The sequence below is a fragment of the Akkermansia sp. NBRC 115031 genome (genome assembly GCF_030268505.1).
Classification (GTDB): domain Bacteria; phylum Verrucomicrobiota; class Verrucomicrobiia; order Verrucomicrobiales; family Akkermansiaceae; genus Akkermansia; species Akkermansia massiliensis.
The window spans coordinates 111,527-126,282 of record NZ_BSQU01000003.1; the positions used below are offsets into that span (position 1 = coordinate 111,527).

General features: G+C 53.7%; 11 protein-coding genes and 2 tRNA genes. 6 read left to right on the forward strand and 7 right to left on the reverse strand.

The window, feature by feature from the left end; all coding sequences use genetic code 11:
• Positions 1–122: 122 nt before the first annotated feature.
• From QSJ36_RS05345 to QSJ36_RS05355, 3 genes are read right to left on the reverse strand one after another with little or no spacing between them, the layout of a single operon-like run.
• The gene (locus QSJ36_RS05345) at positions 123–1,307 is read right to left on the reverse strand and encodes an SHD1 domain-containing protein (RefSeq protein ID WP_285467520.1); all 1,185 of its coding nucleotides are present in this window, start codon (positions 1,305–1,307) and stop codon (positions 123–125) included.
• A 35-nt stretch (positions 1,308–1,342) separates the two neighbouring features.
• Positions 1,343–3,895, reverse strand: a complete 2,553-nt coding sequence (locus QSJ36_RS05350) for an MFS transporter (RefSeq protein ID WP_022396223.1) — start codon at positions 3,893–3,895, stop codon at positions 1,343–1,345.
• A gap of 35 nt (positions 3,896–3,930) precedes the next feature.
• Positions 3,931–4,782, reverse strand: a complete 852-nt coding sequence (locus tag QSJ36_RS05355; protein WP_285467521.1) for a hypothetical protein — start codon at positions 4,780–4,782, stop codon at positions 3,931–3,933.
• 262 nt (positions 4,783–5,044) lie between these two features.
• On the opposite strand from QSJ36_RS05355, the gene QSJ36_RS05360 reads away from it, so the two are divergent.
• Entirely contained in the window at positions 5,045–5,899 is an 855-nt protein-coding gene (locus QSJ36_RS05360) for a hypothetical protein (RefSeq protein ID WP_285467523.1), read from the forward strand.
• 157 nt (positions 5,900–6,056) lie between these two features.
• On the opposite strand, the gene QSJ36_RS05365 is transcribed toward QSJ36_RS05360, so the two are convergent.
• A complete protein-coding gene (locus QSJ36_RS05365; protein WP_285467525.1) occupies positions 6,057–6,866 on the reverse strand; it encodes a histidinol-phosphatase in 810 nt (269 codons plus the stop codon).
• 141 nt (positions 6,867–7,007) lie between these two features.
• On the opposite strand from QSJ36_RS05365, the gene QSJ36_RS05370 reads away from it, so the two are divergent.
• Positions 7,008–8,099, forward strand: a complete 1,092-nt coding sequence (locus QSJ36_RS05370; protein WP_022396219.1) for a phosphate acyltransferase — start codon at positions 7,008–7,010, stop codon at positions 8,097–8,099.
• On the opposite strand, the gene tilS is transcribed toward QSJ36_RS05370, so the two are convergent.
• Together tilS and QSJ36_RS05380 are read right to left on the reverse strand one after the other, a co-directional pair.
• Positions 8,053–9,060, reverse strand: coding sequence for a tRNA lysidine(34) synthetase TilS (tilS, locus tag QSJ36_RS05375; protein ID WP_285467527.1), 1,008 nt, complete (start codon positions 9,058–9,060; stop codon positions 8,053–8,055). The genes QSJ36_RS05370 and tilS overlap by 47 nt on opposite strands.
• 104 nt (positions 9,061–9,164) lie before the next feature.
• Complete coding sequence (locus QSJ36_RS05380; RefSeq protein WP_022396217.1) at positions 9,165–9,440, reverse strand: type B 50S ribosomal protein L31; 276 nt, start codon at positions 9,438–9,440, stop codon at positions 9,165–9,167.
• Between the two features lie 159 nt (positions 9,441–9,599).
• Between QSJ36_RS05380 and QSJ36_RS05385 the strand changes: the two genes are divergently transcribed.
• From QSJ36_RS05385 to QSJ36_RS05395, 3 genes are all read left to right on the forward strand, one after another.
• Positions 9,600–10,466 (forward strand): hypothetical protein, encoded by an 867-nt coding sequence (locus QSJ36_RS05385; RefSeq protein WP_146018163.1) that lies wholly within the window; start codon positions 9,600–9,602, stop codon positions 10,464–10,466.
• A gap of 134 nt (positions 10,467–10,600) precedes the next feature.
• Positions 10,601–10,676 (forward strand) — tRNA-Phe (locus tag QSJ36_RS05390).
• A gap of 35 nt (positions 10,677–10,711) precedes the next feature.
• Positions 10,712–10,788: transfer RNA gene (locus QSJ36_RS05395), tRNA-Pro, on the forward strand.
• Positions 10,789–10,833: 45 nt separating this feature from the next.
• On the opposite strand, the gene QSJ36_RS05400 is transcribed toward QSJ36_RS05395, so the two are convergent.
• Positions 10,834–14,190: an ATP-binding protein gene (locus QSJ36_RS05400; RefSeq protein ID WP_285467531.1), complete on the reverse strand. Its 3,357-nt coding sequence runs from the start codon at positions 14,188–14,190 to the stop codon at positions 10,834–10,836.
• Between the two features lie 246 nt (positions 14,191–14,436).
• On the opposite strand from QSJ36_RS05400, the gene QSJ36_RS05405 reads away from it, so the two are divergent.
• The gene (locus tag QSJ36_RS05405; RefSeq protein ID WP_285467533.1) at positions 14,437–14,721 is read left to right on the forward strand and encodes a hypothetical protein; all 285 of its coding nucleotides are present in this window, start codon (positions 14,437–14,439) and stop codon (positions 14,719–14,721) included.
• Positions 14,722–14,756 lie beyond the last annotated feature (35 nt).

The following is a 14,756-nucleotide window of genomic DNA, read 5'->3' on the forward strand; positions in this document are numbered from 1 at the left end:
GTGTCTGATAGCCCCTGCTGGTGGAAAGTGTGCCGCCTTTCCCTGCCATGTCAACGGTTTTTCAGGGCACAGACTGTCCTCCGGCCATTGACGGAAGCGTCTTTCCGCATGCGCGGCGCGGGTCAGGAGGAGGAGCGGAAGCGGATTTTAACGCCGGCCTTGCGCCATTTCTGTTCAATCTCCTTGGCCAGCTCCTCATAGCTCCGGCCATCAAGGAGGAGCTTTTGCGCTTCTTTTTCACTGCTGCCGGACTGGATGGCCTTCATGTAGTTCTTCACGCGCTGGGCGTCCCCCTTGCCGTCCATGTGGTAGAAATAGTAGGCCATCAGGGCGGCCAGGCCGTAATTCAGGTTGGCGTTCTCTCCCGTGAACTGGGAATAGGGCATGTTCATGTAGGACTCCAGGCTGGGCGCCTCAAAGTCGTCCCCCAGGGCGCGGCCCCCCGTATTTTTCTTGCCGTATTCCGTCACGCGGGAGACAATGTGGGAACGGTTGGCCCCGAAGTTGAAGCGGCCTCCGGAATACGGGGTCATCCCCATGTATTCCGCGGAGCCTTCACAGAACCAGCTTGCCTGCTTGGCCTCCGGGGACATGAGCTGGTGCGTCAGTTCATGGATGAGGGTGGAGGAATCCTTGTCGCGGTCAATGATGTACGTGCTCCCCATGGTCTTGACGCCCAGGGAATCAAACGGGACCAGGATTTTGCCGCGGTCTCCGCTGCGCGTCGTCCCCAGGAAAATGCCTGCCGTGCCTTCACGGCCTCCGTTTTCCAGGTACGTGCTGAACTTTTCGTACAGGTAGGCGGGGAATTTGGCGGAATCGTCGTGAGGGGGGATGTTGCCGATGGGAAGCGTTTTGTTCGCCAGGTGGGTGGCCTCGAAGAGAAGGCCCAGGCGCTTGATCATGCCGGCGCCCAGCTTGGCGTCGCAGATGAAGCGGAAATGGGGCGTTTCATAAATATACTCCCCTTGTTCCTCCTTGATGGTTTCCACCTTGAAATTGTCCTGGCATTTGACGGTCCTGGGCCATGGCAGGTGGTAATTGTCCGCGGGATTGGAGGAGGCAGTCCCTCCCTTTCCCCGGGCCGCGATGAAATCCCTGTCTTCCCGGGAAAGCTGGGCGAGCGGGATGGAGACGGTTTGGCCGCCGGAGCGTTTCAGCACGGCTTTCTGGCCGTCCAGCCTGACGAACTCGGCTTCCAGGCTTTTCCCCTGGACGCTGGTCCAGGTGCGCCCCTGCGCGAGGGGAAGGAAGGAGAGGGAGCACAGGGCTCCCGTCACCAGGTACAGGCATGCGGGATTCTTCATAAGGCTGGAGTTGGGGATATGAAAGAAAGTTGCTGTTAATGTTTGGGACGCGGCAGCATCAGGAGCAGCAGTCCGCAGAGCAGCATCAGGCATCCTGCCGCCGCCAGGGTGGTGGTCAGCGGAACGCCCTGGTCCTTGAACCATCCCCCGAAGAAGGAGATAAGGGCGCCCACGCCCGCGGACGTGAGGTTGAGGAGGCCATAGCCGGTGGCGGAATAACGCTCGTCGATATGGGAGCGTAGCACAGGCATGAGGGTGGCGTCCAGCGATCCCTGCGCCAGCCCCTGCGTGGCGACGAGGCCCAGCATGAGCACAAGGGGAACCGCAATGTCCCAGCCGAAGATGCCGGGCAGCAGAGCCAGGACCACCAGCGGGCCGGATATGGTGAAGGTGATGCCGGGCACCAGGGCGCGGGCGCGGGCGTTGCGCCGGTACCACATGTCCGCCAGAATGGCGCCGCCCAGCACGGCCACGTACTTGGCTACGGAGCTCCACAGGGTGGCGGCGGGGCCTGCCTCCGCGGAGGAAAGCTGGTATTTATCCTGAAGCAGGGTGGGGTACCAGGTGAGCAGGAACCAGTTCCCGGCGCCTGCAAAGGCGACCACGGCCAGCAGCATCCACATGGGGCGGCCGCTCAGCAGGCTGGAAAGCACGGCGCCGGTGGAAAGATTGGACGCGGGTTCCTTGATGGCCCGTTCGTCATTGTCCACATTGATCAGGACCGTTTTTTCCTTGGGTTCGGACGGCTTTTTGGCCTGCGCCGTATCCGCAGGGGCCTTGGCCGGGTCTTTCAGGAACAGGATGAGGACGATGGCATACGCCACGCCGATCAGGCCGAACAGGGCGAACGTCATGCGCCAGCCCGTCCATGAAGCCATGGTGGCCCCGAAGCCGGCCACGGCCATGCCCACGTAAATGCCGCTCATGTGCAGCCCCGTGGCGATGGAGCGCGTGCTGCCCCGGTGGTAGTCCGTAATCAGGGCCAGGGCGGCGGGGATGTAAAAGGCCTCACTGATGCCCATGGCGCCGCGCGCGATGAGCAGGGACGTGTAATCCTCCGCATGGCCGGTCCACCAGGTGACCACGGACCAGACGACGAGGGAGCAGAGAATCATCAGGCGGCGGCTGTAGCGGTCCGCCAGGAAGCCGCCCACCGGGCTGAGCAGGGCGTAAATCAGCAGGAAGACGGAGGTGACCATGCCGAACTGGGCTTCCGTCTGCGGGATGTCCCGGACGATGGGTTCATGCAGCGCGGAAAGGAGCTGGCGGTCAAAATAGTTCAGCATGACCACGAACCACAGGACGATGACGGCCACCCAGGCCCACAGGCCCGGCCTGGTGTTCGGGTCCGTGACGGCGGAAACATTTTTAACGCCGTTGCGCACGGCGGAAACGATGATGATCGCCATGACGATGACGGTCAGGATGAGAACGGCGTAATCAACCGTGCTCATTTCAAAATGGTACCCTGCGGAGGCGGAGGCGTTCACGGGGGTCCGGACGCCCGGGGCGGTTTCCCCGCTGATGGTCATGATCTCGGAACCCTTCACGACGGCGGGCGCGGTGGCGATGCCGACGGGCCACTCCCCCTGGTGCGTCCATTTGTTTCCGATGACGTCATAAACCAGGATGTCGCGGGACTGCACCACGGGCTTGGACGGGTCCGGCGCGTTGCCGCGCTTGTCCCCGCCGATGAGGATGATGGAATTTTCACGTACCGGGGCGGGGCCTGCGGCGGCGGCTACGGGCGTTCCCGGTCCGGCAGGCTGCTGTTTGCCCGCGGCTCCCCATTCGGCGGGATCGTTGGACGTCATGTCGTAGCCGATCATGTCGGAAAGGTACGTTCTGGCGGTTTCTCCGGCGGCATCCCTGGACAGGGTGCAGCCGCCTGCGATGAACAGGGTGCTGTCACAGACGGCGGCGGTGGAGAGGATGCGGCCCGCACCGGGGAAGGGCGGGAGGGACGCCCATTTCATTTTGGCCGTATCCGGAGTGGTGTCCAGCATGTAGATGGTATTGAGGGCGGCTTCCGGCTGGTCGCTGTCCCGTCCGCCGATGACGAACAGCTTGTTTCCGTGAGCGGCGAAGGCGGCTTCCGTAACGGGGACGGGGAGGGGAGGAAGCTTTTCCACGGAGCCGTCCGCCTTGATCAGCAGGGCGTCTTTCAGGATGCCTTCCGCATTATGGCCTCCGGCTACCGCCAGCCCCTTGCCTACGCTTGCAAAAGCCGCGTAACCCAGCGGAGCGGGCAGCGTCCCCGCCTTGCTCCATTGGCCGTTGCGGAGTTTGAAAATATCCTGGTGGTACGCCTTAGGCCCGCGTTCTTCCGGCGTTGAGGCTCCCGGAGCGGCCTGGGGGAAATTGGCGCCGCCTGCGGCGATGATGGACTGGGTGCCGTCACTTTCCGTAACGGTTCCAGCCGCCATTCCAGCGCGGCCCGCCGGGTCCGGCAGGTCGGGAATGGCTCCGGCCGGGTGTACATCCACGGAAAAAGAGGCGTTGGCAGCGGGGGCCGCCATCAGCAGCAGGGCGGCGAAAGCGGAGCCGCATGCCCTGGAAAACCGGGTAAGGTGACGTGAAATGTGCATATGCTGGAAGATAGGGATGGGATGTGGGTGAAAAATCAGGAAAGGGTGATGCTCCACACTTCAGGGGAGCGCCTGCCGGGTTTAAGTTCTCCGTTCACGGCTGCAAAACGGCCCTGCCACGCGCAGCACGGAAGGACCGCCCTGGGCGCCGCGATGGGCCCTGCGTCGTGCCATTCCATGGCGGCTGTATCCAGGCACAGGGACTGGTTGTTGAAGCCGGGGTTGGTCTGCGGGGTATACTTCTTTCCGGAGCCGTCGTCCCCGCCCAGCAAATAAATCACGCCGTTCCGGGAAACCGGGGCCGGGGTGGGGGCCGCGGCGATGGCGTAAGGCATCTCCGGCAGGCGCGTCCATCCGCGTTCCGGCGTGAAGCTCCAGGCTTCCGTCAGCAATTCCCGGGCCTGTTTACCGTCCTCCTCCCGGAGGCCGATGCCGCCGAGCACGTAAAGGACGCCGTCCGCTGCGGCCATCTGGTGCAGGAAGCGTCCGCGGCCCGGCAGCGGGTCCAGCTCCTGCCAGCCCTGTTCCGGCTGGCGCGCATCCAGCATGAACATCCGGTTGGTGCAGTCCTGTTCCCCCGGGCGTTCACAGCCCCCCGTCAGGTAGACCTTTCCGTCCAGAACGGCGGCGGCCGTATAAGCCAGGGCGGCGGGGAGGGAAGGGAAGGGAGTCACGGTCACGGCGCCTTTTGCCGCGCTCAGCAGGTAAACGTCTCTCCGGTGGCCTTCCTTGCCGCAGCCGCCGATGCACAGCAGGCCTTCCCTGGTGCTGGCGGAGGCTCCGTACGCGTAAGGCGCAGGGAGCGTTCCTGCCTCCGTCCACCCATTCTCCCCCGGAGACAGCGTGAAAATGCGGTCCGTCCACGTTTTGGCGCCGCCTTCAAGCATGGGTTTGTCCGGGAAATTGGTGCCGCCGGCACAAATCATTGTTTCTCCGCATGTTCCGGCATACATGCCGGCGAAACCTTCCGGATCGGGAAGAGAGGGTAAAGGGGACCAGGATGAAGAATAGAGACTCATAACATGTGTAAATGACTCGCGTGATGCTAGCGAAAACCGGGCCGCGGCGCCAGTATTAACCTCTGGTTCTATTTTTTTTGAATAAATTTCTTTCCTCACGCCTCTTACCAACGTAGAAGAGGAGAATCATATGAAGCCTGGAACCTGTTTTTTGATGTTGTGCGCCCTGCTGCCTGCGGCCCTGGCGGAAAATATGACCCTGCGGTCCGGCAGGGTGCTGGAAGACGCCAGCGTGGTGTCTTCCGGAGACGACTTTGTCAGCGTCCAGTACACGGACGGGGTGGCCAAGGTCCCCTACAAGGAGCTGACGGACGAACAGCAAAAGGATTACAGGATGACGCCGGAGGAAGTGGAGGCCAGGCTGGGCCAGCGGCGCCTGGAGGACGCGGCGCGCAGGAAAAAGGCGGAAGAGGCCAGAAAGGCGGCTGATGAAGAAGCCAGGAAAATCAGGGAATCCCTGTCTGAAGCGGAGCGGCATCCCCGTTATCTGGAAGGAGCGGATATCTCCCGCATGTTTCTGCTGCTGGGGGAACTCTCCCAGGTGGAGGCGGAAGTCATGGCCCTGCAATGGAATGCCCTGGAAGCGGACCGCGTGGGACTGCCGGAGGATGCCCGTACCTTCCGTGCGAGGATGGGAACCTATCAGGAACAGGTGAACGCCATCCGTAAAAAAAGGGAGACCGCCGAACAGTACTGGCAGGATTTGGAAAAGAAATACCTGGCTCTGAAGGACGGAACCCAGAAGAAAATTGCGGACTTGAACAAGCAGGTCTCCCAGTTGCAGGGGGAAGTAAGGGAGGTGGCCAGCCAGCCGAGAACGGAGCGCATCATTGTCCCTCCGATTATCAGGACGTGGAACTATCCGCCGCCGCCCGTCATTATCCGGCCTTCCCCCCTGCCGCCAAGGCCCCATCCCGTCCCTCCCCGCCCCGTTCCACCTCGTCCGATGCCTTTGCCTGTGAAGCCTGGCTTGTACGGTGGTTGAAAGTGCGTCCGCGGGTTCCTCCTCTTCTTCCGGAAAGCGTGCGCCAGCCTCCGCAGCAAACGGACTGCCGGAACAGGAAACTCAAGGCACGGGCTGCCCAGGCGGCAGACGCCGCGGCCCCGGGAAGCATTCCCTTCCCGCAGAGGAAAGGGGAAGGTCAGATTCCGGGGAGGGGATACAGCTCCATGCGGCCCTCCTGGAAGGAGGCCAGATGCGTGAAGCCCGCCTGGCGGGCCAATTCCGCGGCGCGCTCAAAATCCCGGCCCACGTCCTCCGGCTTGTGGGCGTCTGAGCTGATAGTGAGGGGAATGTTCATCTCCGCCGCCATCTTTAAAAACTGCGCGTCCGGATACTGTTCGGCGCACTTGTTGCGCCAGCCGGCGGTATTAAGCTCCAGGCAGGCGCCGGACTCCTTCATGGCTTCCAGAGACGGTTCGTAATAAGGACGCAAATCTCCGGAAGGGCGGAAGCCGAACTTCTTGATCAGGTCTGCATGGCCCATGATGTGGAACAGGCCTGAAGCCGCCATCTCCCGGAAGCGTTCCCAATACTGCCTCCATGCGTCCTCCACATCCGTCCGGTTCCAGAAATCCATCTTGTAGGGATTGTCAAACTCCTCCTTCTCCCCCAGATAATGGACGGACCCGATCAGGTAATCCCATGCGTGCAGGCTCTGCAAGTGCTCTATCCATGGCCCAATGCCGGGAAACCAGTCGCATTCCAGCGCGGCGCGGACCGTCAGGCCGTGCGGTGCGGCGCATTCCCGGGCCTCCGTGAGCCAGTCCAGATAGGCCGGCATGTCCGCCTGCTTCATGCGCCAGTCGTCAAAAGGCTCCCCGGGCATTGGGGCGTGATCTGAAATGCCGTATTCCCGGAGGCCGGCGCGGACGGCTGCCTGCACATATTCCTGCGGAGTGCCGGAGGCGTGCAGGCACAGGGGGGTATGGGTATGGTAATCGCAGTACATGGAGGAATGCCCATGTTAGCACGGCGGCGCAGGCGGTTCAACCCGGAGGACGTATTTGCCGATTATTTGCCGTCTTTGACATTATGGGTTGATTTTATGGACAGGATTTTTTAGAGTCACGTTAAATAGGACACGTGACATATGAGTGATTGGCAAGGCTTTTCCCCGCTGAATGATTTTACAGGACCGCTCCTGGACAACCTGAAGCGTCATCCCAAGCGCATCGTTTTCCCGGAAGGGGAGGATGTTCGCGTGCTGCGCGTGTCCGAACGCTTCGTGGCGGAACAGGCAGGCGTGCCCATCCTTCTGGGCAGGAAGGAAGTCATCAGGAGGATGGCGGAAATGAACGGAATTTCCCTGAAATTCGTCCGCATCATTGAGCCGGAAAAAAGCTCGGACCTTCAAATGTTCTGCGACCGCTATGAACGGGCGGAACAAATGTTCGGCAACGGATTGCCCATGAACACCCGTGAAATCGTCTCCGAGCCGGTCCACTTTGCCGCCATGATGGTGCTTTACGGCCAGGCGGACGCCATTGTGGCCGGGAACATGAAAAGGGTGGCCTCCGTCTTCCGCGCCGTGAACAAATACCGGCAGGAACCCGTTCCTACCAAGCCCCTCTTTGCCATCTCGATCGTTCTCGTTCCCGAATTTGCCAAAAAATTCGGCGGCCGCGGCATCTACTTCCTGGCTGATACCGGGGTGACCCCTGATCCCACCGTGGAAAACATGGCCTACTTTGCCGTGGAAACGGCCAAAATGGCCCGCCATATGCTCGGCAAAAGCGTTCGCGTCGCCATGTTGAGCGCCTCCACCGCCGGGTCCGTGCCGGAACTGGCTGCGGACCGCACCAGGGCCGCTACCGCGCTGGCCCGGAGCATGGTGCAGAAGGACTGCCTGAACAATGAAATCTCCGTGGAAGGGGAAATCCAGATTGACGCCGCCCTGTCCCCGGACTCCTACAGCGTGCGCGTTCACCGCAACTCCATGCTTCAGCCCAGTGACGTGTGGGTCTTCCCGACCCTGGACGCCGCGGACATCTCCAAAAAGCTGCTCTGCATGATGCCGTCCGTATACAACTACGGCCTCATTCTGGGAGGGCTGCTCTTCCCGATTGCCCAGCTCCCGCGGCTGACGGATGAAGACAGGATGTTCGGCACCGCTCTGGTGGTGGGGAATGAAGCCATTAAATTCCACCTGCTGTACCCGCAGGGGGTTGCTCCCCTTTATTGATTGGGCGCGGCGCATCCGTGACCATCAGGCGCTTCTCCTTGCGTACGGCCAGCTTGCCGCCGGGCAGGGAAGTCCGGGAAGGACCGTCCGTATCCAGAATGCTCATCACCCGGAGCACGGCGTCCTCCGTCAGGTCCGGAATATGCTGCCGGCGCAGGTAATCATGCACGGCGCATTGCCTCAGCTCCGCGGGAAGCTGGTTGACCTTGGGCAGGAACAGGCGCCCCTGGGGGTCTGCCAGATTCATGGAATCCAGCGCCTGGGAAAGCGCCGTGCGGATTTGGTTCTCAATACGGCAGGCGCGTGAAAAGGAAAGGCTGGTGTCTCGCTGGAACAGCGTGTCCAGCCTGGGAATGACCTCATGGCGCAGGGCGTTCCTGGTATACTCTGCAGACTGGTTGCTGGAATCCTCCCGCCATGGAATATGGAGATGCTCCAGGTAGGCGGTAATATCCTTCCGGGAAAAATCCAGCAGGGGGCGTACGACAGTTAATCCGTTGGCCCAGGTGGAAACGGGTGACATGCCGTGAATGCCGGAAGCCCCGCGGCACAGGTGGAGAAGGGCTGTCTCCTGCTGGTCGTTCCGGTGGTGGGCCAGGGCCACGAAAGCCCCCGGATAGCCGGCAGCCCATTTCAGGAACAAGGCCTGCCGGGCATCCCGCGCCGCTTCTTCAATGGAAATTCCACGGGAACGGGCCATGCCGCGGACGTCCGCCCGTTCCCGGACACAGGGAACCCCCAGGCAGGCGGCGTACCGGCATACGAACTGTGCCTCCTCCTCCGCCTCCGGGCGCAGCCCGTGATTCACGTGGCAGGCAATGAGGTGGCACCCCGGCATTTGGGAAAGCAGGGAAAGCAGCGCCATGGAATCCCGTCCGCCGCTGATTCCGGCAAGGACGGGACGGCCGGAGCGGAGAAGCTCCGCAGACTGCTTGTCAAAATGGTCTGGTGTCAACGTCATGCTGCCGCCAGTGAAGCAGGAAAAAGGGGCAAAGAGAAGCCTGCAAATAAAAAACCCCGCTTTCCGGAAAGGAAACGGGGTTGGAAAACTGTTGGGGACAAGCCTTACTTGTTGAGCTTGGGCTTGCCGCCGCTGCGGCGGACAGCGCCGAAACGCTTCTGGAACTTGTCGATGCGGCCTTCCGTGTCCACGAACTGGTTCTTGCCGGTGAAGAACGGGTGGGAGTCGGAGGTGATGCCGCAGGAAACCACGAAATGTTCAACCCCATCAATAACTTCCGTTTTGGGGGAGCGAACGGTGGAATGGGTGATGAAGCGGCGTCCGGTGGTGATGTCGACAAAAACGACCGGATTGTACTGGGGATGAATATCTTTCTTCATGGTGATGTATTGCGTTTCCGACGCAAGGGGAGCACCAGTATAGGAGTGTTTTATTGCATGTCAAGCATCCCCGCATAAAAATGCGGAAGTTTGTGAATGACGGTTCGGGAGCTTGCGGGAGGAACGGTTATGGGGATGATGTAACGGAAAATGGAGCAGGTGCTGAAGAGACCCCCCTGGTGGGCGTGGTTTTCCCTGATGGGACTGGAGATTCCTTCTGCAGCCATTGCATGGGCTTTTGCCGTCAGCCAGTCCCATCTGGTGGTAGTCTCCACCCCCTGGCTGTACCAATTCCTCTTTGTGGCCGTCTGGTGCGTCAACATGCTGGACCGGGTGCTTAAAATATTCCGGGGAGGCCCTGCGGCATACTCGGATGAATGCCTGCTGTTTGCCAAAAAGCACTGCTTCGTCATCTCCCTGCTCATTGTGGTGGCGGCCGTGACGGGGCTGTGGATCATGTTCTTCCAACTGGGTGTGGTCATCTTCCAGTTTGCCCTGCTTCCGGGTATTTGCAGCCTGCTCTTCCTCTACTTTTCCTCCAATCCGCACAAAAAGGGGAGCCTGTCCTCCGGATTCGTCATGGCATCATTCTTTGCCGCCGTCTCCTTTTCTACGGGAGCGGGAATCCCTGCCTACTTCTATGGAACGATGGGCGGAGGCTGGGGCGGCCAGCTGTCCACGCCCACTTGGTATCTCGTCGCCCTGGTCATCCTCAGCATGTTCAGCCGCAAACGGTGGAATGAAGAAGAGGAGGAAGACGGGCAGGACTCCGCCGCCCGGGACATGGTTTCCCTGGTCTGGATGGGGGTGATTGTGATCTACGTCGTCTTCTGCCTGGCCGCCGCCGCCCGGGAATACACCGGTGACGCGTGGATCTATTACGGGCTGGCCATGGCGGGGGTATTCATGTTCGTGCTGGACAGGTTGAAGAAGAACATGCCCCCTCTCCTGCTGTACACCCTCTCCTGGGTGGCGCTGATCTTTCCGCTGTTGCTGAGCGGTATTCTGGCTCAGGCTTCCTCCTGATTGACAGGGAAGAACTTCCTTGGGCCGGACACGGCAAAACGCAGGAAAATTGGAAAAATGATATTTTGTGGTTGCAATACCGGAGATGCGGTGCTAGATTCTGCCCCGCAAACACGTTCTGCGTGCAAGCAAGTGGCTCGGTAGCTCAGTCGGTAGAGCAGGGGATTGAAAATCCCCGTGTCGGCGGTTCGATCCCGTCCCGAGCCACCATTTTTTTCTCCCAATTTTTTAATCCCTCTTTTATACGGGAAGTAGCTCAGCCTGGTGGAGCGCCTGCTTTGGGAGCAGGATGTCGCAGGTTCGAATCCTGTCTTCCCGACCATTTGCAAAGAATCTAATTTGAGACAGATTCAAATTATTTTCACAATTAGCATAAATCATCTTCCGTAAGGAAAATATTTTCTGGTATGTCGATTAACCCTTCAGGTAAAGTACGCAAATAAAATAGCATTTCATTAATATTTTTTATTAACCCGCTTTCTTCTTCGGATAAGACACGCAATATTTCATTAAAAATTCCTGGCATGGAATTGTTTAATTTTTCACAGTTTTTTATTATGAATTGTGATAAACGATGGTTTATATTACATGAATAACGTGAATGTAATTCTCTAGTTGTTAAATAGGAGCAATTCTTCTCAAATGGTGTAAGGAAAAAAGTAGATGGGAATATATCTTCGTAGTTTTCAGGAGGACTATCGTCTTTAATACTAATATAAATGTTATGTCCGTATTTTCCAAAAGCCGCTTGCAGTGAGAAATTTTCTCGTAGATGTGCAGCACATAGATAATCATATAAATTTGGAGTTGCGCTCCAATGAGGTTGATTAGATAAAAGTGGTGCATTTTCGAATTTTAATTTTTTATATTTTTGTAACATTCCGTGCAAGATTTCTTTTGTGCACCATCCCTTATCAGTCTTAATAATTAATTGATTTTTTAGATCTGATCGTTCGTCTAATAATTTTTTATATTCTTTCATAGGAAGAGAAGAATAATTATTATTTTTTAAATCTAATATATCTTTTTTGAATCTGAATCTAGATTTTTGTCTGTTGATGCAATTTTTTATTATTTCAATATCACAAGCAGTTTCTAACGTAAGAAAGCGGATATTATCTCGTGAAATATCCATAATTGGTCGATATTTGTCTTTTAAAAGAATAATCGCTCCGAGGTTTTCATTCTTGTTTTCTGTTTCAAAGAAGGAATCGGCCTCACCACATGAAATTCCATTATGAGCAGCAATGCTATTTATCCCGCTTTTTTTGCGGGTAGAGACAAAATATTTTTTATACCAATCAAATTTTGATAATTTGCATACTGGAAATCTCCAACTTTGCTTAAAATTTCTATAATCTAAGTAGGTTATAATATCTGTTTCATCAGTTTTATTGATTTTTTTAAAGATTTTACTTACTTCATTAATCTTTTCTCTTAGTATACTGTATGAAATATTAAAACGATTAATTATAGATTTTTCCCATTGGGTTCTACAAATATCTTTATGTAGGAAATATTTTATAATTTCGCTTCGATAGTCGTCTTTATCATAAAGATTGTAAAAATTATTATATTTGGGTAAGAGCTCAAGATGTTTTTTCTGAATAAGATCCATCTGCTGATAAAAGTTTGGCGTAAAATTTAAAAATACGTACAAATATAATTCGTTGGTTGATTTATTTTCTTCTAACCGAACTCTAACATTAGCTTGGACTTTTTGATCTCCAAGACGAATAAAAATGGGAGCATGTTCTCCCACTGCTTTAGCAATTAAAAGGGCTCCTGACAAATAAGGGGAATTTGTATATTGGTCTAAAGAAATACATTTGAGAATAATTTTAGGGCATTCTTTAAACGAGATTTCTGGTCGCTCACTATATATTTCAGAAAGCTGATCTTTTGTGAGACTAAATTCAATGAGACCATTTTTATCAATATCACCCGATGGTTGAATCTGATGAATATCATTTATAAATTCTTTTTCCGTTAGATAGTCAAATGATCCTTCTGTTCCATCATAGTGAATAGCTACAGGAGGGTAGACAACAAAACGATCCACAATTTCTTTGAAGCTTCTATATTTTCCCATGTCGTAGAGATTAGTGCGCACTGCTATAACGGTTCCTGCTTGTTTTAGGTATGGATCTTTTTCTTGTGGAGTAACACCTTTCATAGGTCCAGGTAAATGGTTTTTGGCCTTACTGGCCATATAATAATATCCATTCATTCCGTGCATGCTTAACCTTAGAGCTGGAGAATAATGCCCATTTTCATTAAAATGTTTTGTGCTGAGCTCAATTTGATTAGTGTGTTTATCTCCCATGAAGCAAGAGAGAATTCCAATTCCGAAACGGCTAATAGGCATATAATCTTCATTTGCTTTACAGCGAATTTTTGCTTGTTTGAATAAATCAGAATTATAATAAGAACATCCTATTTTCAGGAAATAATTCTTAATGATATTTTCTGTCATTCCAATTCCGTTATCCTCAATACGAAACCAGTGATATCCTTCATTGTCCATCCAGCAGCGAATATTTATTTGCGGTCTCCAGTCTGATGGTAAATTTTTATCCAATTGTTTTCTTGTTCTTACCGCATCAATTGAATTTTGAATTAGTTCACGGACAAACACAGAAGGATCACTATATAGATCTCTACCTACAAGAAGTTCTATAATTTGATCTTGATCAAGAGTCAATCTATACTGTCCTGATACATAACCTTCAGTTTTAATATTTCTTTTTATTTTTCCTGGAAGAATGAAAGTACTCCATTTTCCTGTAAAACGCCTTATTTGTTTACTGCAATTGATTAGTTCTTGATCGACCCAATCAAGATAGCAATTGATGGCTTGTTCCACTTGCATGGCTTTACTAGTTGCGCTATAGTTCAACAAATATGGATAAGATCTATTAATAACATGCTCAAAATCAAATCCATTTGAAGACATGTGCTTATTCCATTCTTCTTTACTTTTTATTGCATCAATACTTTCCTTTTTTTCAAAGTTACTGTATTCATATACTGCTTTAGGAGAACGACTCGTATCAAAATCCAAAATGTCAGCCAACCTTAACAATATAGCGCAAAAACGTAGATCAATGGTAGATGTTGGTTCTAGCTCTTCCAAAGAAGAGATGTCTTTTCCGTGACTTTGGCAAACACATATTAAATCTTCGCATTCCACTTTTCCTTCCATTACAGAAGGCCATTCAAAATTGGATAGTAAATCCTTAATTCTTTCGTGATGGATACTGCGTAAATATTTCTGTATCATTTCATCAGTTAAGATGGGTTTTTCTCCTCCTGATATATAAGCTTTGATATATTCGCTGTGATTATGGTCTAGATACTGGTTCAATCTGTCAATGTCAGTGAATAATTCTTCTTTCTCATTATCACTATAACTCATTCCTATATCATGACAGCAGGCTGCTAAAACAAGTAAGGCTGTTTCGTCACGTGACAGTTTTTCTAGATCATTTCCCAGCAAAGAGGCCATTAACCGCATGACGTTGCAGATATGTGTTTCATCATGTAAGGTATACATGGGAAAGCTATCTCTAATGGTGATAGATCTTTTTATGCCAAACAAGCAGATGTTTTTGATCCCAGAAAGGTATTCATTGCTAATTTGCTGATCAGGACGAAGTTTACTATCTTCTTTTTCAGCTTTGTCTTTTAAAGCTGTCCAAAGTTGTTCATCAAATACTCCCATGGTTTTTATACTTTAAATTTGTATTATTTTTTAATTAGAATAATACTATAAATTTATATAGCAAATAGAATAACTATCAAATTTTTGATAGAAAATCAATGTTTTTTGACGTTCGATACGTAGATGTCTTTCAAATCACAGTGACGAGGAAAATCTATTTTCCATTTATTTGAAAGGGGAGGAGGGATTAGGAGTACATGGAACTTTAAGGCTTGTGGTTTTTTGAGTAAGCGGCAGAGTGGGTGCATGAGTGAGAATCGGCAGAAGGCGGCAGCTTTTTCCTGGCTGGCGGGGTTGAGGTGGTCGTTTGCCGGGTATGTGATAGGGACGCTTCTTGCGGCGGGGGCAGGGGCGCTGGATTTTCCCATGCTGGCGCGGGCCATGCTTTTGGCGGCGGCGGTTTGTTTTGTCGTGTCTCTTGTTTGTGCGGGGGCGTGTATCCGGAGCAGCAAAGCGGCCCGCTGGTACTTACTTCTTGTACTCGTGATGATTATGATCGCGCTGCTGTTCGGGCGTGAAAATATTAATTAGTCATTTGTATATGTTTTGATTGACCGAGTGTGCAC